This is a genomic window from Sphingomonas sp. PP-CC-3A-396, assembly GCF_004343105.1.
Taxonomy (GTDB): domain Bacteria; phylum Pseudomonadota; class Alphaproteobacteria; order Sphingomonadales; family Sphingomonadaceae; genus Sphingomonas.
In genome coordinates this window covers 75,376-93,691 of record NZ_SLYF01000006.1, presented here as the reverse complement: position 1 = coordinate 93,691, position 18,316 = coordinate 75,376, and the positions used below count along the sequence as shown (strand labels likewise).

The 18,316-nt window shown below is 64.6% G+C and carries 23 protein-coding genes; 7 read left to right on the top strand and 16 right to left on the bottom strand.

The window, feature by feature from the left end; genetic code table 11:
* Position 1: 1 nt before the first annotated feature.
* A complete protein-coding gene (locus C8J40_RS12880) occupies positions 2–1,027 on the bottom strand; it encodes a hypothetical protein (protein ID WP_132897359.1) in 1,026 nt (341 codons plus the stop codon).
* A gap of 228 nt (positions 1,028–1,255) precedes the next feature.
* The gene (locus C8J40_RS12875; RefSeq protein ID WP_132734969.1) at positions 1,256–1,717 is read right to left on the bottom strand and encodes a hypothetical protein; all 462 of its coding nucleotides are present in this window, start codon (positions 1,715–1,717) and stop codon (positions 1,256–1,258) included.
* A 409-nt stretch (positions 1,718–2,126) separates the two neighbouring features.
* On the opposite strand from C8J40_RS12875, the gene C8J40_RS20355 reads away from it, so the two are divergent.
* The 6 genes from C8J40_RS20355 (at position 2,127) to C8J40_RS12850 (ending at position 8,029) form a co-directional block, all read left to right on the top strand.
* Positions 2,127–2,288, top strand: coding sequence for a hypothetical protein (locus tag C8J40_RS20355; protein WP_165911451.1), 162 nt, complete (start codon positions 2,127–2,129; stop codon positions 2,286–2,288).
* A gap of 205 nt (positions 2,289–2,493) precedes the next feature.
* A complete protein-coding gene (locus C8J40_RS12870; RefSeq protein ID WP_132897358.1) occupies positions 2,494–3,591 on the top strand; it encodes a type III polyketide synthase in 1,098 nt (365 codons plus the stop codon).
* A complete protein-coding gene (locus tag C8J40_RS12865) occupies positions 3,588–4,283 on the top strand; it encodes a methyltransferase domain-containing protein (protein WP_207901223.1) in 696 nt (231 codons plus the stop codon). The genes C8J40_RS12870 and C8J40_RS12865 overlap by 4 nt, the downstream gene beginning before the upstream one ends.
* Positions 4,262–5,350: an FAD-dependent monooxygenase gene (locus C8J40_RS12860; RefSeq protein WP_132897357.1), complete on the top strand. Its 1,089-nt coding sequence runs from the start codon at positions 4,262–4,264 to the stop codon at positions 5,348–5,350. Before C8J40_RS12865 ends, C8J40_RS12860 begins: the two co-directional genes overlap by 22 nt.
* A 31-nt stretch (positions 5,351–5,381) precedes the next feature.
* Positions 5,382–5,792, top strand: a complete 411-nt coding sequence (msrB, locus tag C8J40_RS12855; protein WP_132897356.1) for a peptide-methionine (R)-S-oxide reductase MsrB — start codon at positions 5,382–5,384, stop codon at positions 5,790–5,792.
* Positions 5,793–5,986: 194 nt separating this feature from the next.
* Positions 5,987–8,029 carry a PBP1A family penicillin-binding protein gene (locus C8J40_RS12850; RefSeq protein ID WP_243693392.1) on the top strand — a complete coding sequence of 681 codons (2,043 nt, stop codon included), beginning with the start codon at positions 5,987–5,989 and terminating at the stop codon, positions 8,027–8,029.
* On the opposite strand, the gene C8J40_RS12845 is transcribed toward C8J40_RS12850, so the two are convergent.
* From C8J40_RS12845 to C8J40_RS12835, 3 genes are read right to left on the bottom strand one after another with little or no spacing between them, the layout of a single operon-like run.
* The gene (locus C8J40_RS12845; RefSeq protein WP_132897354.1) at positions 8,005–8,679 is read right to left on the bottom strand and encodes a SprT family zinc-dependent metalloprotease; all 675 of its coding nucleotides are present in this window, start codon (positions 8,677–8,679) and stop codon (positions 8,005–8,007) included. The two genes, C8J40_RS12850 and C8J40_RS12845, sit on opposite strands and share 25 nt — an antisense overlap.
* 4 nt (positions 8,680–8,683) lie before the next feature.
* Positions 8,684–9,118, bottom strand: coding sequence for a YcgN family cysteine cluster protein (locus C8J40_RS12840; protein ID WP_132897353.1), 435 nt, complete (start codon positions 9,116–9,118; stop codon positions 8,684–8,686).
* Positions 9,115–9,708: an SCO family protein gene (locus tag C8J40_RS12835; RefSeq protein ID WP_132897352.1), complete on the bottom strand. Its 594-nt coding sequence runs from the start codon at positions 9,706–9,708 to the stop codon at positions 9,115–9,117. The genes C8J40_RS12840 and C8J40_RS12835 overlap by 4 nt, the downstream gene beginning before the upstream one ends.
* 79 nt (positions 9,709–9,787) lie before the next feature.
* Here C8J40_RS12835 and C8J40_RS12830 point away from each other — a divergent pair, with 79 nt between their 5' ends.
* Entirely contained in the window at positions 9,788–10,396 is a 609-nt protein-coding gene (locus C8J40_RS12830) for an ankyrin repeat domain-containing protein (RefSeq protein ID WP_132897351.1), read from the top strand.
* A 127-nt stretch (positions 10,397–10,523) separates the two neighbouring features.
* On the opposite strand, the gene C8J40_RS12825 is transcribed toward C8J40_RS12830, so the two are convergent.
* The 11 genes from C8J40_RS12825 to C8J40_RS12775 all read right to left on the bottom strand — a co-directional run bounded on the left by C8J40_RS12825 (position 10,524) and on the right by C8J40_RS12775 (position 17,974).
* Positions 10,524–11,021, bottom strand: coding sequence for an MmcB family DNA repair protein (locus tag C8J40_RS12825; RefSeq protein ID WP_132897350.1), 498 nt, complete (start codon positions 11,019–11,021; stop codon positions 10,524–10,526).
* Positions 11,022–11,231: 210 nt separating this feature from the next.
* Entirely contained in the window at positions 11,232–11,867 is a 636-nt protein-coding gene (locus C8J40_RS12820; protein ID WP_132897349.1) for a cell wall hydrolase, read from the bottom strand.
* Between the two features lie 153 nt (positions 11,868–12,020).
* Entirely contained in the window at positions 12,021–12,347 is a 327-nt protein-coding gene (locus C8J40_RS12815) for a DUF1491 family protein (RefSeq protein ID WP_132897348.1), read from the bottom strand.
* Complete coding sequence (locus C8J40_RS12810) at positions 12,344–12,811, bottom strand: PaaI family thioesterase (RefSeq protein ID WP_132897347.1); 468 nt, start codon at positions 12,809–12,811, stop codon at positions 12,344–12,346. The genes C8J40_RS12815 and C8J40_RS12810 overlap by 4 nt, the downstream gene beginning before the upstream one ends.
* A gap of 119 nt (positions 12,812–12,930) precedes the next feature.
* Complete coding sequence (locus C8J40_RS12805) at positions 12,931–13,398, bottom strand: PTS sugar transporter subunit IIA (protein WP_132897544.1); 468 nt, start codon at positions 13,396–13,398, stop codon at positions 12,931–12,933.
* A 103-nt stretch (positions 13,399–13,501) separates the two neighbouring features.
* Positions 13,502–14,113 carry a ribosome-associated translation inhibitor RaiA gene (raiA, locus tag C8J40_RS12800; protein WP_132734945.1) on the bottom strand — a complete coding sequence of 204 codons (612 nt, stop codon included), beginning with the start codon at positions 14,111–14,113 and terminating at the stop codon, positions 13,502–13,504.
* 61 nt (positions 14,114–14,174) lie between these two features.
* Positions 14,175–14,867 (bottom strand): DNA polymerase III subunit epsilon, encoded by a 693-nt coding sequence (gene dnaQ, locus C8J40_RS12795; RefSeq protein WP_121904901.1) that lies wholly within the window; start codon positions 14,865–14,867, stop codon positions 14,175–14,177.
* 15 nt (positions 14,868–14,882) lie between these two features.
* Positions 14,883–15,458, bottom strand: coding sequence for a dephospho-CoA kinase (gene coaE, locus C8J40_RS12790; RefSeq protein WP_132897346.1), 576 nt, complete (start codon positions 15,456–15,458; stop codon positions 14,883–14,885).
* The gene (locus C8J40_RS12785; RefSeq protein ID WP_132897345.1) at positions 15,455–16,267 is read right to left on the bottom strand and encodes a shikimate dehydrogenase; all 813 of its coding nucleotides are present in this window, start codon (positions 16,265–16,267) and stop codon (positions 15,455–15,457) included. Before C8J40_RS12785 ends, coaE begins: the two co-directional genes overlap by 4 nt.
* A 286-nt stretch (positions 16,268–16,553) precedes the next feature.
* Positions 16,554–17,144, bottom strand: a complete 591-nt coding sequence (locus tag C8J40_RS12780; RefSeq protein ID WP_132897344.1) for a nucleoside triphosphate pyrophosphatase — start codon at positions 17,142–17,144, stop codon at positions 16,554–16,556.
* Positions 17,141–17,974, bottom strand: a complete 834-nt coding sequence (locus C8J40_RS12775) for a pyruvate, water dikinase regulatory protein (RefSeq protein ID WP_132897343.1) — start codon at positions 17,972–17,974, stop codon at positions 17,141–17,143. Before C8J40_RS12775 ends, C8J40_RS12780 begins: the two co-directional genes overlap by 4 nt.
* Positions 17,975–18,316: the final 342 nt, after the last annotated feature.

Sequence of the window (18,316 nt, the reverse complement as noted above, 5' to 3'; positions counted from 1 at the left end):
CTCATTGAATCTTGGCTTTGAACTGGACGGTGTGGACGGACGCCGCGGCGACCTGCCCGAGCGCGACGGCGATGCCCGGACCTTGCGCGCCATCAGCCGGTGCGCCGCCGGTCGCATCGAAGCGGCCTGCGTCGCCGTCCGCGGCGTCGCTCAGCAGCGCGCCATCGAGCGTCAGGCTGCCGGGGACGAAAACCGTGCCCGCCGGGATTGGATCGGCGATCCGCGCGCCGGTGACGGCATCGGTGAAGCGCGCCTCGAGCGTATAGGTGATGACCGAATCGCGAACCGCGTTCTGCGATCCATCGGCGGCGCGCACCGACTGGCTCTTGATCAACGCAGGACCGGCACGTGCGCTGGCCAGTGGGACGACCACGCTGGCAGTGGCACCGGTCGGCCCGACGACCGCGTCGCCGCCACCGTCGCCGCGACCGGCATAGCCACTTCCTGGCACACCCGACCCGGTCAGCGCCCGCGCGGTCATGGTCAGTGTGGCATCGGCGACGGACTGTTCCGCGGTCCCGACCAGGACCGCGAACACCGTGATCGACTGGCCCGGCGCAAGCGCCGGTACCGTCGCGTCGACCGGTGGGAGGTCGATGGCAGGATCATAGCGTCCGTTGCCATCGGCATCGATCGCCAGCGTGCGCAACGTCATCGCTGGGGACGAGATGCTGGTCGCCAGCACGAACGATTCGGTCCCATTGTCGGCATTGGTCAGGACGAACGGGATGATCGTGGGCAGTGCGGGCGGCGACGCAACCGTGATCACGCCCTGCCCTTCGCGCACCAGGCGGGTGTCGAGCCGTTCGGCGACGATCAGCGTGACCGTGTTCGAGGTGACGGACCGGGTGCCACCGTCCATATCGTACCGAAGATTAGCGGTGTTGAAGATCACGGTGCCCGCCAGGCTTTCCGCGCGTGCGGCGGACGGGGCGGCGGCCATAGCGAAGCCGGTCGCGATCATGACGATCACGAAGAGCGCAGCGACGCTCGCACGGGTCCGACTTGTATTTGCCCGTATCTTCAAGATGACGCCTGCGCGCAATGTGTTCCCCACCCTTTGATGGGGAACAGATCGAGCACTTGGCCTTAATCAAATGCTACGAAATCGTAACGGTATGTTTTATGAGCAAACTTGACATATTTGCGACTAAATCGGTTATGATAAATCAGTCAGGATCAATCGACCCGTTCTGCTACGTTTTTGTCTCTATTCCGGTATAAAGTCGAAATAGGTCTATCTAAAATACCCGGATCAGCGGCGACGCAGCGCGCGAAGATAACCGCGCATCGCCTGGTCGCCACTATGGCTCAGCGAAATTTCGACACGTCGCCGATCTGTAGGGTCGATTACCCGATCGATGAGCTTCAGCTTGTGCAGATGTTCGATCCAGCGCTGGGACGTGGTAACCGGCGCATCGGACATGCTGACCAGCGCCTTGATGTTCATCGGCTGGCGTTCATCCCGCGATACGAACAGGGCGAGCAACATATCCCAGGCTGGCTCGTGAAATAGCTCGGGGGGTAGGAAACGACGTCGCAGCCGTCGATCGGCAAGCACTGCCTCGGCGTGCGCTACGAGTTCCGTCTCACTGGGCTCGGCACCGACTGGTTCCGGATCCGCAGCATGGGCAACGCGGCCGTTGAATTCTTCAGCGACCGCCGAAAGCTTGGCGGTCAGATCCTTGATCAAATCAACTACCGACTCGTTCTTCACCAAACACTCCCTTGTCCGTCTTCAACGAGGTAATCGACCCATTGATCCGGTACATCGGACGGGTCGCACCGCCTTTGCCGTCCTTTTCAGCGGGTAGCACCGCGGGACCATTGTCAGCGCAAACTCCACGTCAACATGACAGGATTATCGGCAGTTTCCATGCAAAAATGGACTGTTTCCGGTATAACCCTACACATTGAAGCGATATTTTCACATTTGACCGGGGTATGCGCGCCATTGTGGGTGCAATAGATTGAAACTAACTAACCATTGTGGTTTTATCTGTATTGATTTGGCGCAATTCACACACCTATCCGCCATCAATACTATGGTATACTTTCGATCCACCGCGATAGGACGCCTGAAACCACCTGTGTTTGAGGACATCAGCTTGCAAGGGGATCCAACGATGGCCGCGACTCGAATATATGCGCTACTGCAAGAGGCGTGCGCTGCGCTGGAAGCGTCTGAGGACCATGCAATCGCGGCCTATGTTGGTTTCGCGATGGCGCTGGTCGAGGAAAAATACGGGGTCGGACACGACCATCTCGAAAGCGTCGGCTGCGACTGACCATTGCGATCTGGCGTGACGGTGGTGGCTGCGGCAATTCGCCGTTTACGACTTTTCAGATGAACATGACGGATTGCGACGCGAGTTGTTTTCGGGGAAGCATGCGGATTGTCGGCCGCCGCGACGTCTATGTTCGTCGACCGTGCGTTGAGTGTTCGACCCACGTGTCCTCGCACGTGGATGAAAGGACGTCGTACCCGTTTCCATGCCCGCTCCACCAACCGACACCTCTCAGCAACTGCCTGCGTATTTAAACGCTGTCGGGACCGCTGTTCCCGATCATGACATCCACGCAGCGTTCATCGCCTGGGCGCGCGAGCGGACCGGTGCGCGATCGACCAAGGTGTTCGACCGGATGGCCTCACGGTCGGGTATCGCGCATCGCTGGTCGGTCTTGCCGCCGACCGCGGATGGCGGCTCGCCAGTCGACGATGCTGGGTTTTACGCAACCGAACCGCATCCCGGGACGGCTGCAAGAATGACGCTGTACGCCGAGCATGCGCCCGCTCTGGCGATCCGCGCGATCGAGTCGTTGCGCAAGCAGATCGCCGTCGAGGGCATTACGCATCTGGTGGTGGCGAGCTGCACCGGCTTCGTCGCGCCCGGCATCGACCAGATCATCGCGCGCCGGCTTGGGCTATCGCCCAGCGTCGAACGGCTGCTGATCGGCTTCATGGGATGCTACGCGGCGGTCGTTGCGCTGCGTAACGCGCGTCACATCGTCCGCTCCGAGCCCAAGGCGCGCGTGCTCGTCGTGACGGTCGAACTCTCGACGCTGCATCTCCAGCCTGCCAACGACATCGAGCCGTTGCTGGCGATGCTCCAGTTCGGCGACGGCGCCGCGGCCGCGCTGGTCACTGCGGACGCGACCGGGATCGAACTCGGCACGCCGTTCGCCGCCGCGCTGCCAGATACCGAAACGCTGATCCGCTGGGACGTCACCGATGCGGGGTTCGCAATGCATCTGTCGGGCGAGGTGCCCGCGCGGATCGCGACCGCGCTCGCGGATGCCGCATTCCGCACGATCGTCAGCGACGGCCAGCCGCCCGAGACGATCGACGGCTGGGCGGTCCATGCCGGCGGGCGATCGATCCTAGACGCGGTCGAGCATGCGATGCATCTGAACCCTGAGGCGCTGGCGGCGTCGCGTCAGGTGTTGGCGGACAATGGCAATATGTCGTCGGCGACGTTGATGTTCGTGTTCGAACGCCTCCTGGCCAGGCCGCCGATCGGGCGCGGCGTCGCGCTGGCGTTCGGGCCGGGCCTGGCGGCGGAGGGCTTCGGATTCCGGAGCGCGGTATGAGCCTCGCATCATCCAGCCTAGCCGTGCGCAGCCAGGCCGAAGAGCTGATGGACGCCGACGATCTCGACGCAGCGACATATGCCGATGTGGTCGGCGATCTAGCGACCGTGAACACCGTGACGATGGCGCGCCGACCGACGCTCGATTTCCTCGATCGGGCGATCAAAGGGCGGACACGATTCCGTTTGCTCGATGTGGGTTTCGGTGACGGCGATATGCTGCGGCGGATCGCGCGCTGGGCAAAGGCGAAAGGCATCGAGGCTGATCTTGTCGGCGTTGATCTCAACCCGCGCAGCGAGCAGGCGGCGCGCGTGCATGGCGGCGATATCCGCTACGTCACAGGCGACTATGCCGATCTCGCCGACGAACCTTGGGACGTGATTGTCAGCAGTCTCGTCGCGCATCACATGACGCACGACCAGCTCGTCGCGTTTTTACGGTTCATGGAGCGCCACGCGACCGCGGGGTGGTTCGTCAACGACCTCCACCGTCATGGGGGCGCACACTGGGGGTTCCCGATCCTGGCCACACTCGCGCGCTGGCACCCGATCGTCCGGCATGACGGCACGCTGTCGATCGCGCGCAGCTATCGTCCCGACGAATGGCCACCGTTGCTCGCGGAAGCCGGCGTCACCCAGGCGAAGGTCCGCCGCATCTTTCCGTTCCGGTTATGCGTCGAACGCCTGCGCTGATAGTCGGCGGCGGGCTCGCCGGGGCCGCGACTGCGATTGGCCTCGCGCGCGCTGGGCGACCGCACCTGCTTATCGAGCGATTGCGTGAGACCGGCGATGCGATCTGCGGCGGGTTCCTGAGCTGGCGGACGCTCGAGACGCTGGTCGGGCTCGGGATCGATACCGATACGCTCAATCCGCAACGCGTGACGCGCGCACGCATCTTTGCAGGCAGCCGCCGTGCGGAAGCTGCCCTGCCCCACCCGGCAGTCTCGGTATCACGCCACCGCCTCGATACCGTCCTACTGGCCGAAGCCAAGCGGCTTGGAACGCCGATCGAGCGCGGTGTCACCGTCCGCGAGATCGATGGCACGACCGTGCGCCTCGCCGATGGTGCGACGATCGCGACCGACGCGCTGTTCCTCGCGAGCGGCAAACACGACGTTCGCGGCATGGCCCGCCCCGAGGAGGCGCGCGGCGACGATCCGACCCTGGGAATACGGGTACGCGTCACCCCCTCACCGGCTCTGGCCCAATCGCTCGCGGGCAGCATCGAGTTGCATCTGTTCGACCGCGGCTATGCGGGACTGGCAATGCAGGAGGACGGCACCGCGAACCTGTGTATGGCGGTACACCGCTCGCGGCTTCAGGCCGCCGGATCCCCCACACAACTGCTCGAAGCTCTCGGCCGCGAGATGCCCGCACTTGGTGAATGGGTCGCGCTGATCCCCCCCAATGCCTCGATCGATGCGATCGCCAATGTCCCCTATGGCTGGCGCCAACGTACCGGCGTCGACGCGGTGTTCCGGCTCGGTGATCAGGCCGGCGTCATCCCCTCGCTCGCCGGCGAAGGGATGGGGATCGCGCTCGCCAGCGGAATCGCGGCATCCGCCGCCTACGCAAAAGGCGGCTCCGAAGCAGGGGTCATCTGGCAGGCCGACTTCGCCCGCCGCTTGGCTCGCCCTATCGGTATCGCCAGCATCGTCCGCCATATCGCCGAGAGCGAACGCGCGACGTGGCTGCTACCGTTGCTGCGCCCCTTACTGATCCAGGTCATCGCCAACGCAACCAGAATGAGCCAGTCTTGAAATCCGTCCCGCCAGCACGAGATGCATAGTCATGGACCAGATAAATCTTTCCGAGGCCGAGTGGCGCAAGCGGCTCACGCCAGAACAATATCACGTGCTGCGCGAGGCGGGCACCGAGCGTGCGTTCGCAGGGGCGCTCAACGACAACAAGGCCGACGGCATCTACCGGTGCGCGGCGTGCAGCAACGAGCTGTTCGACAGTGCAGACAAATATGATTCCGGTTCGGGCTGGCCGAGCTTTACGCAGCCGATCGGCCCCGACGCCGTCACCGATCACGCCGATCGCAGCCACGGCATGACGCGCATCGAAACGCGGTGTGCACGTTGCGACAGCCATATGGGGCATGTTTTCCCCGATGGCCCGCCACCGACCGGCCAGCGCTATTGCATGAATTCGCTGTCGCTCGAATTCCGACCGCGCAAAGCGAACGCTGCGGCCTGATCGCGCTTGTAGGGCAGCAACGGAACGCGTAATTCTGCGGCCACATGGCCAGTACGCGTTCTGCTTCACCGTCCCGTCGGCCCCCGTCTCCCCCGGCGTCACGCTGGCGTCGGCGGTTGGTCGTCTTTCTTCAGGTTTGCATAGGGGTAGGCCTGCTCGCGCTCGGCGCGCTGGCGATCGCGGTGTATGTCGCGATGTCGCAGCTGCCGAGCTTCGACAGCCTGAAATCGTCGCCCAACGGCCAGATGATCCGCGTCCATGCCGCCGACGGCACCGTGATCGTCTCGATGGGGCCGAGTTTCGGCGAATGGCTCCCCTATTCGCAGATTCCGCAGGTGATGCGCGACGCGACCGTGTCGGTCGAGGATCGCCGCTTTCGCTCGCATATCGGCATCGATCCGGTCGGCGTCGCGCGGTCGGTGAAGGTGCGGTACGATCGCGGCCACTGGACGCAAGGCGGGTCGACGATCACGCAGCAGCTTGCGCGCACCGTTTTCCTCAATAATCAGAAGAAATTCGGACGAAAATTCCGCGAGGCGATCCTGGCATTCGCGCTCGAATGGAAGTTTAGCAAGGACCAGATCCTCGAACTGTATCTGAACAAGGTCTATTATGGCGGTGGTGCCTACGGGATCGACGCGGCATCGCGGAAGTTCTTCGGCCACGGTGCGGATCATCTGAGCCTTGCCGAGGCCGCGGTGATCGCCGGACTCGTGAAGGCGCCATCGAATTACTCGCCGACCGCCGATGCCGAAGCCGCGGTGGGCCGCGCGGGCGTGGTGCTGGAGACGATGCGCGAGACGGGCGCGATCACCGCCGAGCAGGCCGCCGATGCCGATGTCAGCGGGCTTAAGCTGGCACCGGAGCCCAAGCAGAACAGCGTCCGCTACTTTACCGACTGGGCGCTGCCACAGCTCGACACGCTGATCGACGAGACGACAGAGCCGCTCGAGGTGTGGACGACGCTCGACCTGACGATGCAGCGCCAGGCCGATGACGCGATCCGGGCGAATGCACCACCCGGAGCGCAAGGCGCGCTGGTGGCACTCGACCGTGGCGGCGAAGTACGCGCGATGGTCGGCGGCAAGGATTACGTCTCGTCGATCTATAACCGCGCGACGCAGGCAGTCCGCCAGCCGGGCTCGTCGTTCAAGCTGTTTGTGTATCTCGCCGCACTCGAGGCAGGCCACAAGCCCGAAGACTCGATCGTCGACGAACCCGTCACGATCCAGGGCTGGAGCCCGCGCAACGATTCCCGCCGCAACTCCGGCGCGGTCAGCTTGCGCACCGCATTCGCCTATTCGCTCAACACCGTCGCCGCGAAACTCGGCCAGGAGGTCGGCTTCAACACGGTCGCCGACATGGCGCGGCGGTTCGGGATCACCACGCCGGTCAACGTGCATCCGTCGATGGTGCTCGGCACCTCCGAAGTCCGCGTGATCGACATGACGCGCGCCTTCGCGAGCGTCGCGAACAAGGGCGTCGCGGTGACTCCGTACGGGATCACGCGCGTCACCGCGAACGGTCAGACGATCTACACGCACGAGGTCGACCGCAGCCATGTGCTGGTCGCGCCCTACGTCGCCGCCGAGATGACCGACCTGTTGCAGACCGCGGTCAACACCGGCACCGGCCGCGCGGCGCAGATCGGTCGTCCGGTCGCGGGCAAGACTGGCACCACCACTGCGTCGAAGGATGGCTGGTTCCTGGGCTTCTCGAGCGGCATCACGACGGGCGTGTGGATGGGTCGTGACGATGCCAAGCCGATCGCGGGCCTGCACGGCGGCACCGCACCCGCCAAGGCGTGGGCGGCTTTCATGAAGCCTGCGACCGCAAGCCGTCCGATCGAACAGTTCGATACGCAGGTGACGTTGCCCGAATGGCAGCTCGAACCCGACGAGCAGAGCTATTTCGGCCAGCCCGACAACGGCCAGATGGCAGTCGACGCAGACGGCAATCCGATCGAGCAGGACGCGGCGCCCGTCCCGACCGATGCGCAGACTGGCGACACGATCCCGCGCCCCGATGCGGACCAGCAAGAAACGCCGGCGGCACCGCCGCAGCAGTTGAACCAGGACTGGATCGATCGCGTCACTGGGCGAGAGCGGCGCGAACCCTCGTCACCGGCAGGGCGCCAGCCGCTCCAGCGCGAAATGCCCCGAGACGGGCCACGCGATCAGGTCCAGACGCAGCGTTTCCAGAGCGAGCGCCCTCAGGAAGACCGTCCAAACCAGTGAAGCTCCGCGCCGTGCGTGCGTAGCCAGACGCGCGCGGGCGTCGGGTCTTCGCCGTAGAGCTGCTCGACCAGCGCGTGGAAGACCGGGGCGTGGTTCATGTGGACACGGTGCGCGACTTCGTGCGCGACGGTGGCCCGGCGGACCCAGCTTGGCGCAAGGATTAGGCGCCAGCTGTAGCGGATGACGCCGCTCGATGCGCAGCTACCCCAGCGGCCCTTGGCATCGCCAACCGCGACCTGCGCGACGCTGACCTTCGCCTTGGCGGCATATTCGGCGGTTTCGGTTTCCAGCACGGCGAGCGCGGTGCGTTTCAGCCAGGCTTCGACGCGCCGCGGGATTGTTTCAGGCGGGCCTGACAGCGACAGCACCGAGCCTTCGCGAACGACGGTGCGGCGGCTTCCCGGAGTCCATTCGATCGTCAGCGGTTCGTTGGCGACGGCGAGGACCGCACCGGGCACGAACGGACGGGGTGAGGGGAGCAGGGCGCGCTGTTCGGCGATCCAGCCCGCCTTGTCCTCCGCCCAGGCCAGTGCCTGCTTCAGCGCCGCGCGTTTGGGCAGGACGAGCCTTGCCCGGCCGCTCGCGGGATCGATCGACAGTCGCGCGCGGCGGGCTCGCGGGTGGCGGACGATCTCCAGGCCTTCGATCACCGTCTTAAAGCTCGCGATCGATCACGTGATATTCGAGCTCACCGGCCTCGTCCTCGCTGATCGTCCAGCCGCGCACCGATTGCTTGGCGCGGTGGACCGCCTCGCGGTCGCCGCAGACGAGGTAGTGCCATTCGGGCAATTGCTCGCCGGCCGCGCGCAAGCGGTACGCGCAGGTCGAGGGTAGCCAGTCGATCCCGCGGACGTTGCCGGTCGTCAGGCGCACGCATTCGGGGACATAGGCGTGACGGTGGCGGTAATCCGAGCATTGCCCGCTGCGGCGGTCGAGCAGGCGGCACGAGACGTTGGTCGCGACGAGCTCGCCGGTATCCTCGTCCTCAAGCTTGTGGATGCAGCATTTGCCGCAGCCATCGCATAGGGCTTCCCACTGACCGCGATCGAGCTGGTCGATCGGCGTATCTTCCCAAAAGCGCACGCTCATCGGGCCCAGCGCTTGATTTCCGTCACCACTGCGTCGGGCCCTTGTTCCTGCGGCAGCAAAGCGAGGGGCTTGCCGTCCGGGCTCATCAAATAGGCCTGGCGCGAGTGGTTTACGAGATAGCCGCCGCCCGGCGAGGCGTCGCCCTTGCTCGAATACACCGCATATTCGGTCTTGATCTTCGCGATCTGGTCGTCCGTACCGGTCAAACCGACCATCCGTGGGTGGAACGCCGAGACGAACTGCTTGAGCACCGCAGGCGTATCGCGCGCCGGATCGACCGTCACGAACACCGGCACGATCTTCGCGGCGAGCGCGGGGTCGCTGGTTTCAAGCTTTTTCACCGCAGCGCCGATCGCCTGGACATCCGTCGGACACACATCGGGGCAGAAGGTGTAGCCGAAATACATGATCCGGTATTTGCCGGCAAAGCTACGCTCGGTGACGGTCTGCCCGTTCTGGTCCGTCAGCGTGAAAGCGCCACCGATCCGCGCGCCTTCGAGCGGCGGTTTGGCAGGGGGAGCGGACGCGTTGCACGCAGATAGCGCCAAGATCGGCAGGGCGAGCGCGGAGAGGATGAAACGGGTGTTCATGATGCCTCCAGCCTTGATCTGTTCGCTACTGCGGCGCAAGCGTTGCCCCATATCCAGGACGAACCAAGGAAGTTTCTCGATGCGTATTGGCCTGATCCTCGCCACCACCCTCCTGACGCCTGTGCTGGCCTGCGTTGCGGCGCCCGCGTCCGCGCAGGGTCAGTCGGAGGGGTACAAGTTCCTGTCCGCGGTGCGCGATGCGAAGAACAACGACGTACTCGAGATGCTCGGCAAGCCCGGTAGCAACATCATCAACACGCGCGACGTGACGAGCGGGGAGGGTGCGCTCCACATCGTCATCAAGCGCGGCGACGAGGTGTATCTGCGCTTCCTGCTGCAAAAGGGCGCGGATGCGAATTTGCGCGACGGCAAGGGCAATACGCCGCTGTTGCTCGCGGTGACGCTTGGGCAGACGGGCATGATCCCAATCCTGACTGCGGCAGGGGCGAACCCGAACCTGGCGAACTCGGCGGGCGAAACGCCGCTGATCCGCGCGGTGCAGCGCCGCGACGTCGGCATGATCCGGACGTTGCTGACCGAGGGAGCGGATCCCGATCAGGCGGATATCATGGCCGGCATGTCGGCGCGCGATTACGCCAAGCAAGACGGGCGTAATCCAATAGTGTCGAAGCTGCTGGTCGACGCGCCGAAGAAGGTAAAGAAGGCGGTTTCCGGTCCGAAGTTCTAATCGTCGATCCTCCCCTGGCAGGGGAGGTGGCTGGCTCTTGTCAGACGGAGGGGTGTCACGCTCTCGATGGTGCGTTACCCCTCCGTCAGCCCTGCGAGCTGCCCCCTCATAGGGGAGGATTATGGGCCTAGAACGCCAACCCGTCCGCGTCCGGGTCCATTTGCGCGATCAATCGTCGCGCCGCACGCCGGGCAAACGCCAGCGTCCCGCGCTTACGAATATGCGCGGGGAGGGGGGTGGTATGCGCCTCGCGGACGATCGCCGCGTCGTAGCGGTCCGCGACGATGATCCCGGTGCGCTCGGGCAGGAACGCAGGACCATCCAGCGGTCCCACGTCGAACCCTGCCGGGACAGCCCAGAAATACCGGTCGCAATGCCCAAGATAATCGGGCCACTTGCCGTCGCCGAGCAGGTCGGCGCGCGACACCTTGATCTCGACGATGACGATCTGCCCGCGTGCATCGACCGCCATCAGGTCGGCACGACGCCCGCCATCGAGCGGGACTTCGGTCATCGCGGTCAGGTCGTGACGCAGCAACATGCGGATCACGCCGCGCGCCACGTCGGCAGCGCAAAGCGGCGATCCCGGTTCGTCGATGCAGGAGTCCGGCGGCATATCGAGCATGCCCCGGAAATAGAACAATCCGCGAACGAGGCAAGCTCATTCACGGATTGTGATCCGGATCTCAGGGAAAACGTCTAGCCAAATCGACTTCCATATCCCGTTCGTGCTGAGCGAAGTCGAAGCACCTGCGTTCGGGGCGCACCCTTCGACTTCGCTCAGGGCGAACGGGGGGAAGGGCAAGGGGTAGGAGGTTGCTTGAGACGGATGGTCTCAGCGATAGAAGACGTGGTTGCCGATCGAGGCGACCTTGATCGCGCGAACCGATGGGCGGCGATCGGGCGTGTTGAAGTACAGTGCCTTGTCGGCCGGGCTGTTCCACGCGCTGGCGAGCGCGACCTTGGCAACCGCGATCGCAGTGCGATAGGCGGCGCCGGCGTTGATATTGGGGATCTGGCCGCCGCGAACGAAGCTGAACTGGCCGCGCTGCTTGACGACGCCGCAAACGTTGGTCGGGAAACGACCCGACTTGGCGCGGTTGATGATGACTTCGGCGACCGCGAGCTGGCCAGTCAGCGGCTCGCCCTTCGATTCGAAATAGATTGCGCCGGCAAGGCACTGGAGCGCTTCGTCGGCGGCGGCGCTATCCTGCGCGGCAACGGCCTGGGCGAGCGTGTCGAATTCTTCTTCCTCGGCAGGTGCGACTGGCTCGACTGCTGCAACGGTGGCTGCGGCGGGAGCGATCTGCGGAACATTCTGCGGGGAGAGGGCGTTTAGGTTTGCGAGAGCCGTAAGATTGACCGTGGAACGATCGAGACCAGTCGCCTGACCGGGTGCGCTGTTGCCGAGCAGGCCGGCGAGAGAGAATGTCATGGCTGCGATGGTCGCGGCCCGCTGCAAAATCGTCATTCAAACTTATTCAGGTGCGGTTGGACCGTGGAAGCAATCGTACGAGCCGATCGTCCAGGCATCCCCCCGACTGCGTAACCGATCCGGATCGCACCCGTCCCAGCACAACGCCAATCAATGTTGCAATTCCCCTCTATTGGGGGGGCTTTCGAGTCAATCGTCGAGGATCGTTTCAGCGGCGAACCGTTCCGCCGCTGCGATGTCCACCTCCACAACCCACAAATCGGGGTCGCGAGCACGCCTGCGCCGCCAATAGCCGTCGAGGTCTTCGGGCGGGGTCGAATCGATCAAGGCGGTCCGTCCATCCGGGCCAATTCCGCGTTCCAGCAGGCGGGGAGGAGCGCCCTTGTCGACTGCGATGACGAGGATCGCGCCGCCCTGTGCGTCGCCTTTCGCCATCACCGCGCCGAACCCGCCAGCGTCGTTGACGCGGCGAAGGAGGGCGCTGACGAGCACACCGCTGGGCAGCCTGCCGCTCATGCCGGCGCCCGGTATCCAGGCAGCCCGGCGAGAGGGATCCGCGAGCGCATGAACGTGCCGGTACCCCGCGCCGCCTCTTCGCCGTCCGCATCGATCAGCCGCGCGTCGGCAACGAACACACGTCGCTTGCCGCTGATCCAGCGTCCCTCGGCGATCACCGGCCCGACTTTCAGCGGCCGAGTGAGCAGCAGGTTGAACGCGGTCGTCAGCAGGAAACGGTCGGTAACAAGGCTGTTCGAGGCGTAGAATGCGGCGTCGTCGAGCATTTTGAAATAGCTCGTCCCATGCGCCGCCCCGCCAGCGTGATAATGGCGTTCGTCGATCGTGAAGTGGATCCGCGCGACACCGGCTTCGGGAATCTCCAGCGAAGACTCGAAGAACCGGTTGATCGGCGCCTGCGCATACAGCGATTCCAGCGCGCGGAAATGCGCGTCCGCGCCTGCAGTGTTGGGAGTGTCAGGCATCTGCGTCGCTCGCGAACAGCAAATTACTGTCATCCTGACGAAAGTCAGGACCCAGAGCCACGAAGCGCATCGATCGGTTACTCTGGGTTCTGACTTTCGTTAGGATGACGGGGCAGGACTCATGCGGCATCGCGGACCTCGTCGGCGGTAAACAGCGCATAGAGCGCGTCTGGTGAGCCTGCACCGCGCAGCTTCTCTAGGAACGCCTTGTCGCGCAGCCGCCGCGAAACACGCGCGAGCGCCTTCAGATGCACCGCGCCCGCATCGGTGGGGGACAGCAGCATGAAAACGAGGTCAACCGGCAGGTCGTCGACCGCCTGGAAATCGACCGCCTGCGCCAACCGCACGAACACGCCGGTAACCTGCGCCAGCCCGTCGAGCTTGGCATGCGGGATCGCTACGCCACCACCGAACCCGGTCGAGCCGAGTTTCTCGCGCGCGCCTAGTCGTTCAGAGATCATCTTCGCATCCGCATCGACGATCTCGCCGGCGATGGCTGCGATATGTTGGAATACCGCTTTCTTGTTGGTGGCGATCACGCCCGTCTGCACCGTGTCGGGACGCAGCATATCGCTGAAATCGGTCATGGTCTTCATGTGTCTCGATACGCCCCCGCGCGCGTCCGCCTTAGCGGGTTGCGCGGGGGCGTAAAGGCGTGGCTGAGAGACCCGCGCCTTTATGGACCCTTCTTTACTGGGGAGGGGAGGCCGCGCCGGTCGAAGCGGCCCGCTGTGGCTCGACCCAACCGATTGTGCCGTCGCCGCGCTTGTAGACCATGTTGTGCGCGCCGGTACCCGCATTCTTGAACAGCAATGCGGCGGTGTTGCGCAGATCGAGCATCATCACCGCGTCGGACACGCTGGCCTCGGGAATGTCGACGCGCGTTTCGGCGATGATCAGCGGTGCATCCGCGACATCGTCCTCCTCGACGCTTTCCTGGAACAGCGTGTAGCCGGCGTTATCATAGCCGTTGCTCTCGGCCATCGCGACGGCCTCGCCGGCATGGCGATCCTTCAGGCGGCGCATGTAGCGGCGGAGCTGGGTTTCGATCTTGGCCGCTGCACCATCGAAGGCGGCGCGCGCATCATATGCGTCGCCGTGTCCCTTGAGCACGAGGCCCTTCATCACATGCGCGACGATATCGCATTTGAAGCCGGCATCGTGCGGTCCCTTGCCGAACGTGACCTCGGCCGAAATGGCGCGTGAGAAATACTTGTCGGCGATACCCTGGAGTCGGTCTTCCACGTGGCTGTTGAGTGCTTCGCCCGTGTCAACCTGGTGACCAGAAATCCGGATATCCATTGTCGTCTCCTTGTCGGCGTTACAGTCTTCGGGCGGTCCTATTGGCTCCACCCTGCCAGCGTCATCCGGACGCCACGGCCCCCCAGATCGGATCCTTGATCCCCTTCATAAACGCAGCATGGGCCGCAAGGTCTCCCTCGCTCACCGCGAAAACGCGGGGCGGGCGAACGACCCGAGGCGCCTGTGCGACGATCGGAGTCGCGGCGGTGCTGCCGGTGTCGCCGAGCAGGCCGAGGCCGATCTGGCGACCGCCCATCAGCTCGACATAGACCTGCGCGAGCAACTGCGCGTCGAGCAGCGCGCCGTGCAGGACGCGGTGGCTGCGATCGATCCCGAACCGCGAGCAGAGCGCGTCGAGCGAATGCTTGGCGCCGGGGTGACGGCTGCGCGCGATCTGCAGCGTGTCGACCATTCGCTTCATGTGGATGATCTGGCGGCCGCACTTGGTGAGCTCGCCGTTGAGGAACGAGAAGTCGAAGCCGGCATTGTGCGCGATCATCGGCGCGTCGCCGACGAATTCGAGCAGGTCCTCGACCGCGTCGGCGAACTTCGGCTTGTCGGAGAGGAACTGCGCGCTCAGCCCGTGGACGTTGAACGCCTCGACCGGCATGTCGCGCTCGGGGTGGTAATAAGCGTGGAAGGTGCGGCCGGTCTCGACCCGGTTAAGCATCTCGACGCAGCCGATTTCGACCATGCGGTCGCCGCCGGAAAAACTGAGCCCGGTGGTTTCGGTATCGAAGACGATCTCACGCATCCAGGTGGTATCGGCTCAGATTTCCAAGGATGCAAGCACCGCCCGGACTTGCGCGCGTGTTGCGTCGAAGCTCGTATCGGTGTGGATGACATGATCCGCGCGAGCGCGTTTCTCGGCGTCGGGGGTCTGGCGCGCGAGGATCGCGGCGAACTTCTCCGCAGTCATGCCGGGACGGGCGAGAACGCGGGCGCGCTGGACGTCTGGGGCAGCGGAGACGACGACGATCAGGTCGACGTTGCGGTCGCCGCCGGTCTCGAAGAGGAGAGGGACGTCGAAGACGACGTGTTTGCCCGCGTGCTTAGCCAGGAAAGCGCCGCGCTCCTCGCCGACGGCGGGGTGGACGATCGCCTCAAGTTGCTTGATCGCGGCGTCGTCGCCGAACACCGCTGCGCCGAGTTTCGCGCGATTGATCGCGCCGTTCACGGTCGAGCCGGGGAAGGCGGCCTCGATTGCGGGGACCAGCCGGCCACCGACGCCCTGCAACCGGTGCACGGTTGCATCCGCGTCGAACACGGGCACGCCTTCGTCCGCGAACATCGCGGCGACGGCGGACTTGCCCATGCCGATCGAGCCGGTCAGTCCGATGATCATTTGATCAACAGAGCCCGAAGATCCTCGTCTCGATCCCGCGGTGGTTCCACGTGGAACAATATCTCGAACGCGACCGCCGCTTGGCCGATCAGCATCTCCAACCCGTCGACCGTTTCCAGATCGCGCGCACGCGCCGCCTTGAGCAGACCTGTTTCGAGCGGGGAGTAGACGATGTCGTAGACCAGCGAGTCCGGATCGAGTGCGCCGAGATCGATGTCGAGCGGCGGCTGACCCGCCATGCCGAGCACGCTGGCATTCACCAGCAACCGCGAGGGCGGGGCGGCAGGACCGATCGGCAGTGCCTGCCCCTTGAGCCCGAACGCCGACAGCAACGCCGCACCCTTCAGCGGATTGCGGTTGAGGATCGTCACCGGGCCAACACCCATCCGCGACAGCGCGAACAGGATCGCGCGGGCGGCACCACCTGCGCCGATCACCGTGACGGGCTGGCCGGCGATGTCGAGGTCGTCGATCGGTGCCCAGAATCCGGCGGCGTCGGTATTGGTGCCGATGCAGGCGCCAGCCTGGTTGCGGAACATGGTGTTGATCGCGCCGATCGTCCCGCGGACGTTGCCGGGGTCGGAGACGTGGTCGAGCGCGGCGAGCTTGTGCGGCATCGTGATGTTGCACCCGCGCCACGCCGGGTCGGCTTTGCGTTCGGCGAAGTAGGCGGGGAGGGCGTCCGGGGTGACGAGCTTGTGGCGGTACTCCGCATCGATCCCCAGCGCGTCTAGCCAGAAGCCATGGATCAGCGGCGATTTCGACTGCGCGATCGGATCGCCGATCACTTCTGCATAGGGACGGGTCATTCGAGGCTCCGGTAGCTCAGTTTAGTCGTTGTATTCGCATAAATAGGCACACCGCGCTGTCCCCGTCATCCCAGCGAAAGCTGGGATCTCCCTATTTGGCGGTCGACATCTGTCCCGTGGGATACCCCAGCTTTCGCTGGGGCGACGGATGGGGGCTTGGTGTCGGGTCAAAACCACTCCGCCACCCCGGACCTGTTCCATGGTCCACCGTTCCGCGAACTCACACGCCTCTCGATTTTGCGGAGCCGTGGATGCCGGAACGAGCCCGGCATGACGAATGGAAGGATCAAGCCAGCAACTCGCCTCGCGCACGGAGGAAATCGAGGACGTTTAGCAGCGGCATGCCGAGTACCGTGAACTGACTTCCCTCGATCCTGGCGAACAGTTGTGCGCCGGGGCCTTCGATACGGTAGCAGCCGACGCAGCCCGAGATGGCGGGCCATTCCGCATCCAGATACGTCTCGATGAACGCGTCGGACAGTGGGCGGACGTGCATCTTCGCGCGCTCGACGTGGCGCCAGATCGCCTGGCCGTTCTCGGCGATGACCGCGGCGCTCCACAGGTCGTGGCGTTTGCCGGACATCAACCGCAGGTGCGCCGCCGCGTCGGCTCGGTCCACGGGCTTGTCGAGGATAGTGCCGTCTTCCAGTGCTACCAGCGAGTCACTGCCGAGGACGAGATAGCCCGGCATTCTCGCCGAAACCTTGAGCGCCTTCAGTTCGGCCAGCGCATCGGCCAGATCGCGCGGCGACAGGTCGCGCAACGCTGCCTTCGCCGCATCCTCGTCGACGCCAGCAAAGGTCGCCTCGAACGGCACACCCGCGGCGGTCAGCATCGCGCGACGCGAGGCACTTTGCGAGGCGAGGATCAGGCTCATACTTCCTCCGGCGTCACTGCGTCGCTCCGCCGCTGGTTGCACAGCGCGATGATCGCCGCCGCGGTTTCCTCGATCGAACGCCTGGTGACATCGATCACCGGCCAGCCATTGTCGGCGAACATGCGGCGCGCGAAGGCGAGCTCGCGCATCACTGCTTCCTCCTCGACATAGGACGTATCCGGCTGCTGGTTGAGCGATAGCAGGCGGTTGCGGCGGACCTGGATCAGGCGGTCGGCGCTCGTCGTCAGACCGACGATCAGCGGGTTGGCGAGCTTGTAGAGGTTCAGCGGTGGTGGGCTTTCCACGACGATCGGGATGTTCGCGGTTTTGTAGCCGCGGTTGGCGAGATAGATCGAGGTCGGCGTCTTCGACGACCGCGATACGCCCGCCAGGACGATATCGGCCTCCTCCCATTCTTCCGAGGCGATCCCGTCGTCATGGGCGATCGTCCACTGGATCGCGTCGACGCGCGCAAAATACGCCGCGTCGAGGACGTGCTGGCGGCCAGGTCGCGCCTTTGCCTGCTGCCCGAGCAACCCCGATAGCGCGTCGTTGACCGGGTCGAGCGGCGCTACTGCCGGAAGACCTAGCGCTAGGCACCGCTGCTCCAGAATTCGCCGCGTCGCGGGGTTTACCAGCGTGAACACCACCAGCCCCGGGTTCTGCGCGATCTCCTGGAGGATGCGCTCGAGATGCGCCTCGGTCCGCACCATCGGCCAGAAATGGCGGACCGTCTCGACGTCGTCATATTGCGCCAACGCCGCCTTCGCGATGTTCTCCAGCGTCTCGCCGGTTGAATCCGACAACAAATGAAGGTGGAGCCGCATCATCGGCGTTTTATCCCCAGCGGGCGGGCCTGTGGGCGTGAATCTGTGGATAACATGGGGAGAACGGCTAGCGTAACTCGTCCGCCTCGCCAAGCGACGGGTTCGCCGTTGATAACACCGATTCTATCCACACCGCCGCGCACAGGGGCGGATTTTATCCACAGGCTGTGGGTAACGGGGAGCCTTGAATCGAATCAGCGCGTTTGTGGCGGTGCGCTAGGGTCAAGCTGTTGGCAATTCCGGGATCACCGCATAAGTCCCGGGTTCAACCGCCCAACCACTGCAACAACCTATTTCTTGAATCTTCTTATAGTAGAAGAAGGGTGCTCCGCTGACCGATCCGAC

Bases quoted from the DNA above. Each gene is read 5' to 3' on its own strand.
- C8J40_RS12785 (WP_132897345.1), bottom strand. From the start codon at position 16,267: ATGACCCGTCCCTATGCAGAAGTGATCGGCGATCCGATCGCGCAGTCG.
- C8J40_RS12860 (WP_132897357.1), top strand. From the start codon at position 4,262: ATGCGTCGAACGCCTGCGCTGATAGTCGGCGGCGGGCTCGCCGGGGCC.
- C8J40_RS12805 (WP_132897544.1), bottom strand. From the start codon at position 13,398: ATGACCGATTTCAGCGATATGCTGCGTCCCGACACGGTGCAGACGGGC.
- C8J40_RS12870 (WP_132897358.1), top strand. From the start codon at position 2,494: ATGCCCGCTCCACCAACCGACACCTCTCAGCAACTGCCTGCGTATTTA.
- msrB (WP_132897356.1), top strand. From the start codon at position 5,382: ATGGACCAGATAAATCTTTCCGAGGCCGAGTGGCGCAAGCGGCTCACG.
- raiA (WP_132734945.1), bottom strand. From the start codon at position 14,113: ATGGATATCCGGATTTCTGGTCACCAGGTTGACACGGGCGAAGCACTC.
- C8J40_RS12775 (WP_132897343.1), bottom strand. From the start codon at position 17,974: ATGATGCGGCTCCACCTTCATTTGTTGTCGGATTCAACCGGCGAGACG.
- C8J40_RS20355 (WP_165911451.1), top strand. From the start codon at position 2,127: ATGGCCGCGACTCGAATATATGCGCTACTGCAAGAGGCGTGCGCTGCG.
- coaE (WP_132897346.1), bottom strand. From the start codon at position 15,458: ATGATCATCGGACTGACCGGCTCGATCGGCATGGGCAAGTCCGCCGTC.
- dnaQ (WP_121904901.1), bottom strand. From the start codon at position 14,867: ATGCGTGAGATCGTCTTCGATACCGAAACCACCGGGCTCAGTTTTTCC.
- C8J40_RS12825 (WP_132897350.1), bottom strand. From the start codon at position 11,021: ATGCTCGATATGCCGCCGGACTCCTGCATCGACGAACCGGGATCGCCG.
- C8J40_RS12815 (WP_132897348.1), bottom strand. From the start codon at position 12,347: ATGAGCGGCAGGCTGCCCAGCGGTGTGCTCGTCAGCGCCCTCCTTCGC.
- C8J40_RS12865 (WP_207901223.1), top strand. From the start codon at position 3,588: ATGAGCCTCGCATCATCCAGCCTAGCCGTGCGCAGCCAGGCCGAAGAG.
- C8J40_RS12830 (WP_132897351.1), top strand. From the start codon at position 9,788: ATGCGTATTGGCCTGATCCTCGCCACCACCCTCCTGACGCCTGTGCTG.
- C8J40_RS12820 (WP_132897349.1), bottom strand. From the start codon at position 11,867: ATGACGATTTTGCAGCGGGCCGCGACCATCGCAGCCATGACATTCTCT.
- C8J40_RS12840 (WP_132897353.1), bottom strand. From the start codon at position 9,118: ATGAGCGTGCGCTTTTGGGAAGATACGCCGATCGACCAGCTCGATCGC.
- C8J40_RS12810 (WP_132897347.1), bottom strand. From the start codon at position 12,811: ATGCCTGACACTCCCAACACTGCAGGCGCGGACGCGCATTTCCGCGCG.
- C8J40_RS12835 (WP_132897352.1), bottom strand. From the start codon at position 9,708: ATGAACACCCGTTTCATCCTCTCCGCGCTCGCCCTGCCGATCTTGGCG.
- C8J40_RS12780 (WP_132897344.1), bottom strand. From the start codon at position 17,144: ATGAGCCTGATCCTCGCCTCGCAAAGTGCCTCGCGTCGCGCGATGCTG.
- C8J40_RS12850 (WP_243693392.1), top strand. From the start codon at position 5,987: ATGTCGCAGCTGCCGAGCTTCGACAGCCTGAAATCGTCGCCCAACGGC.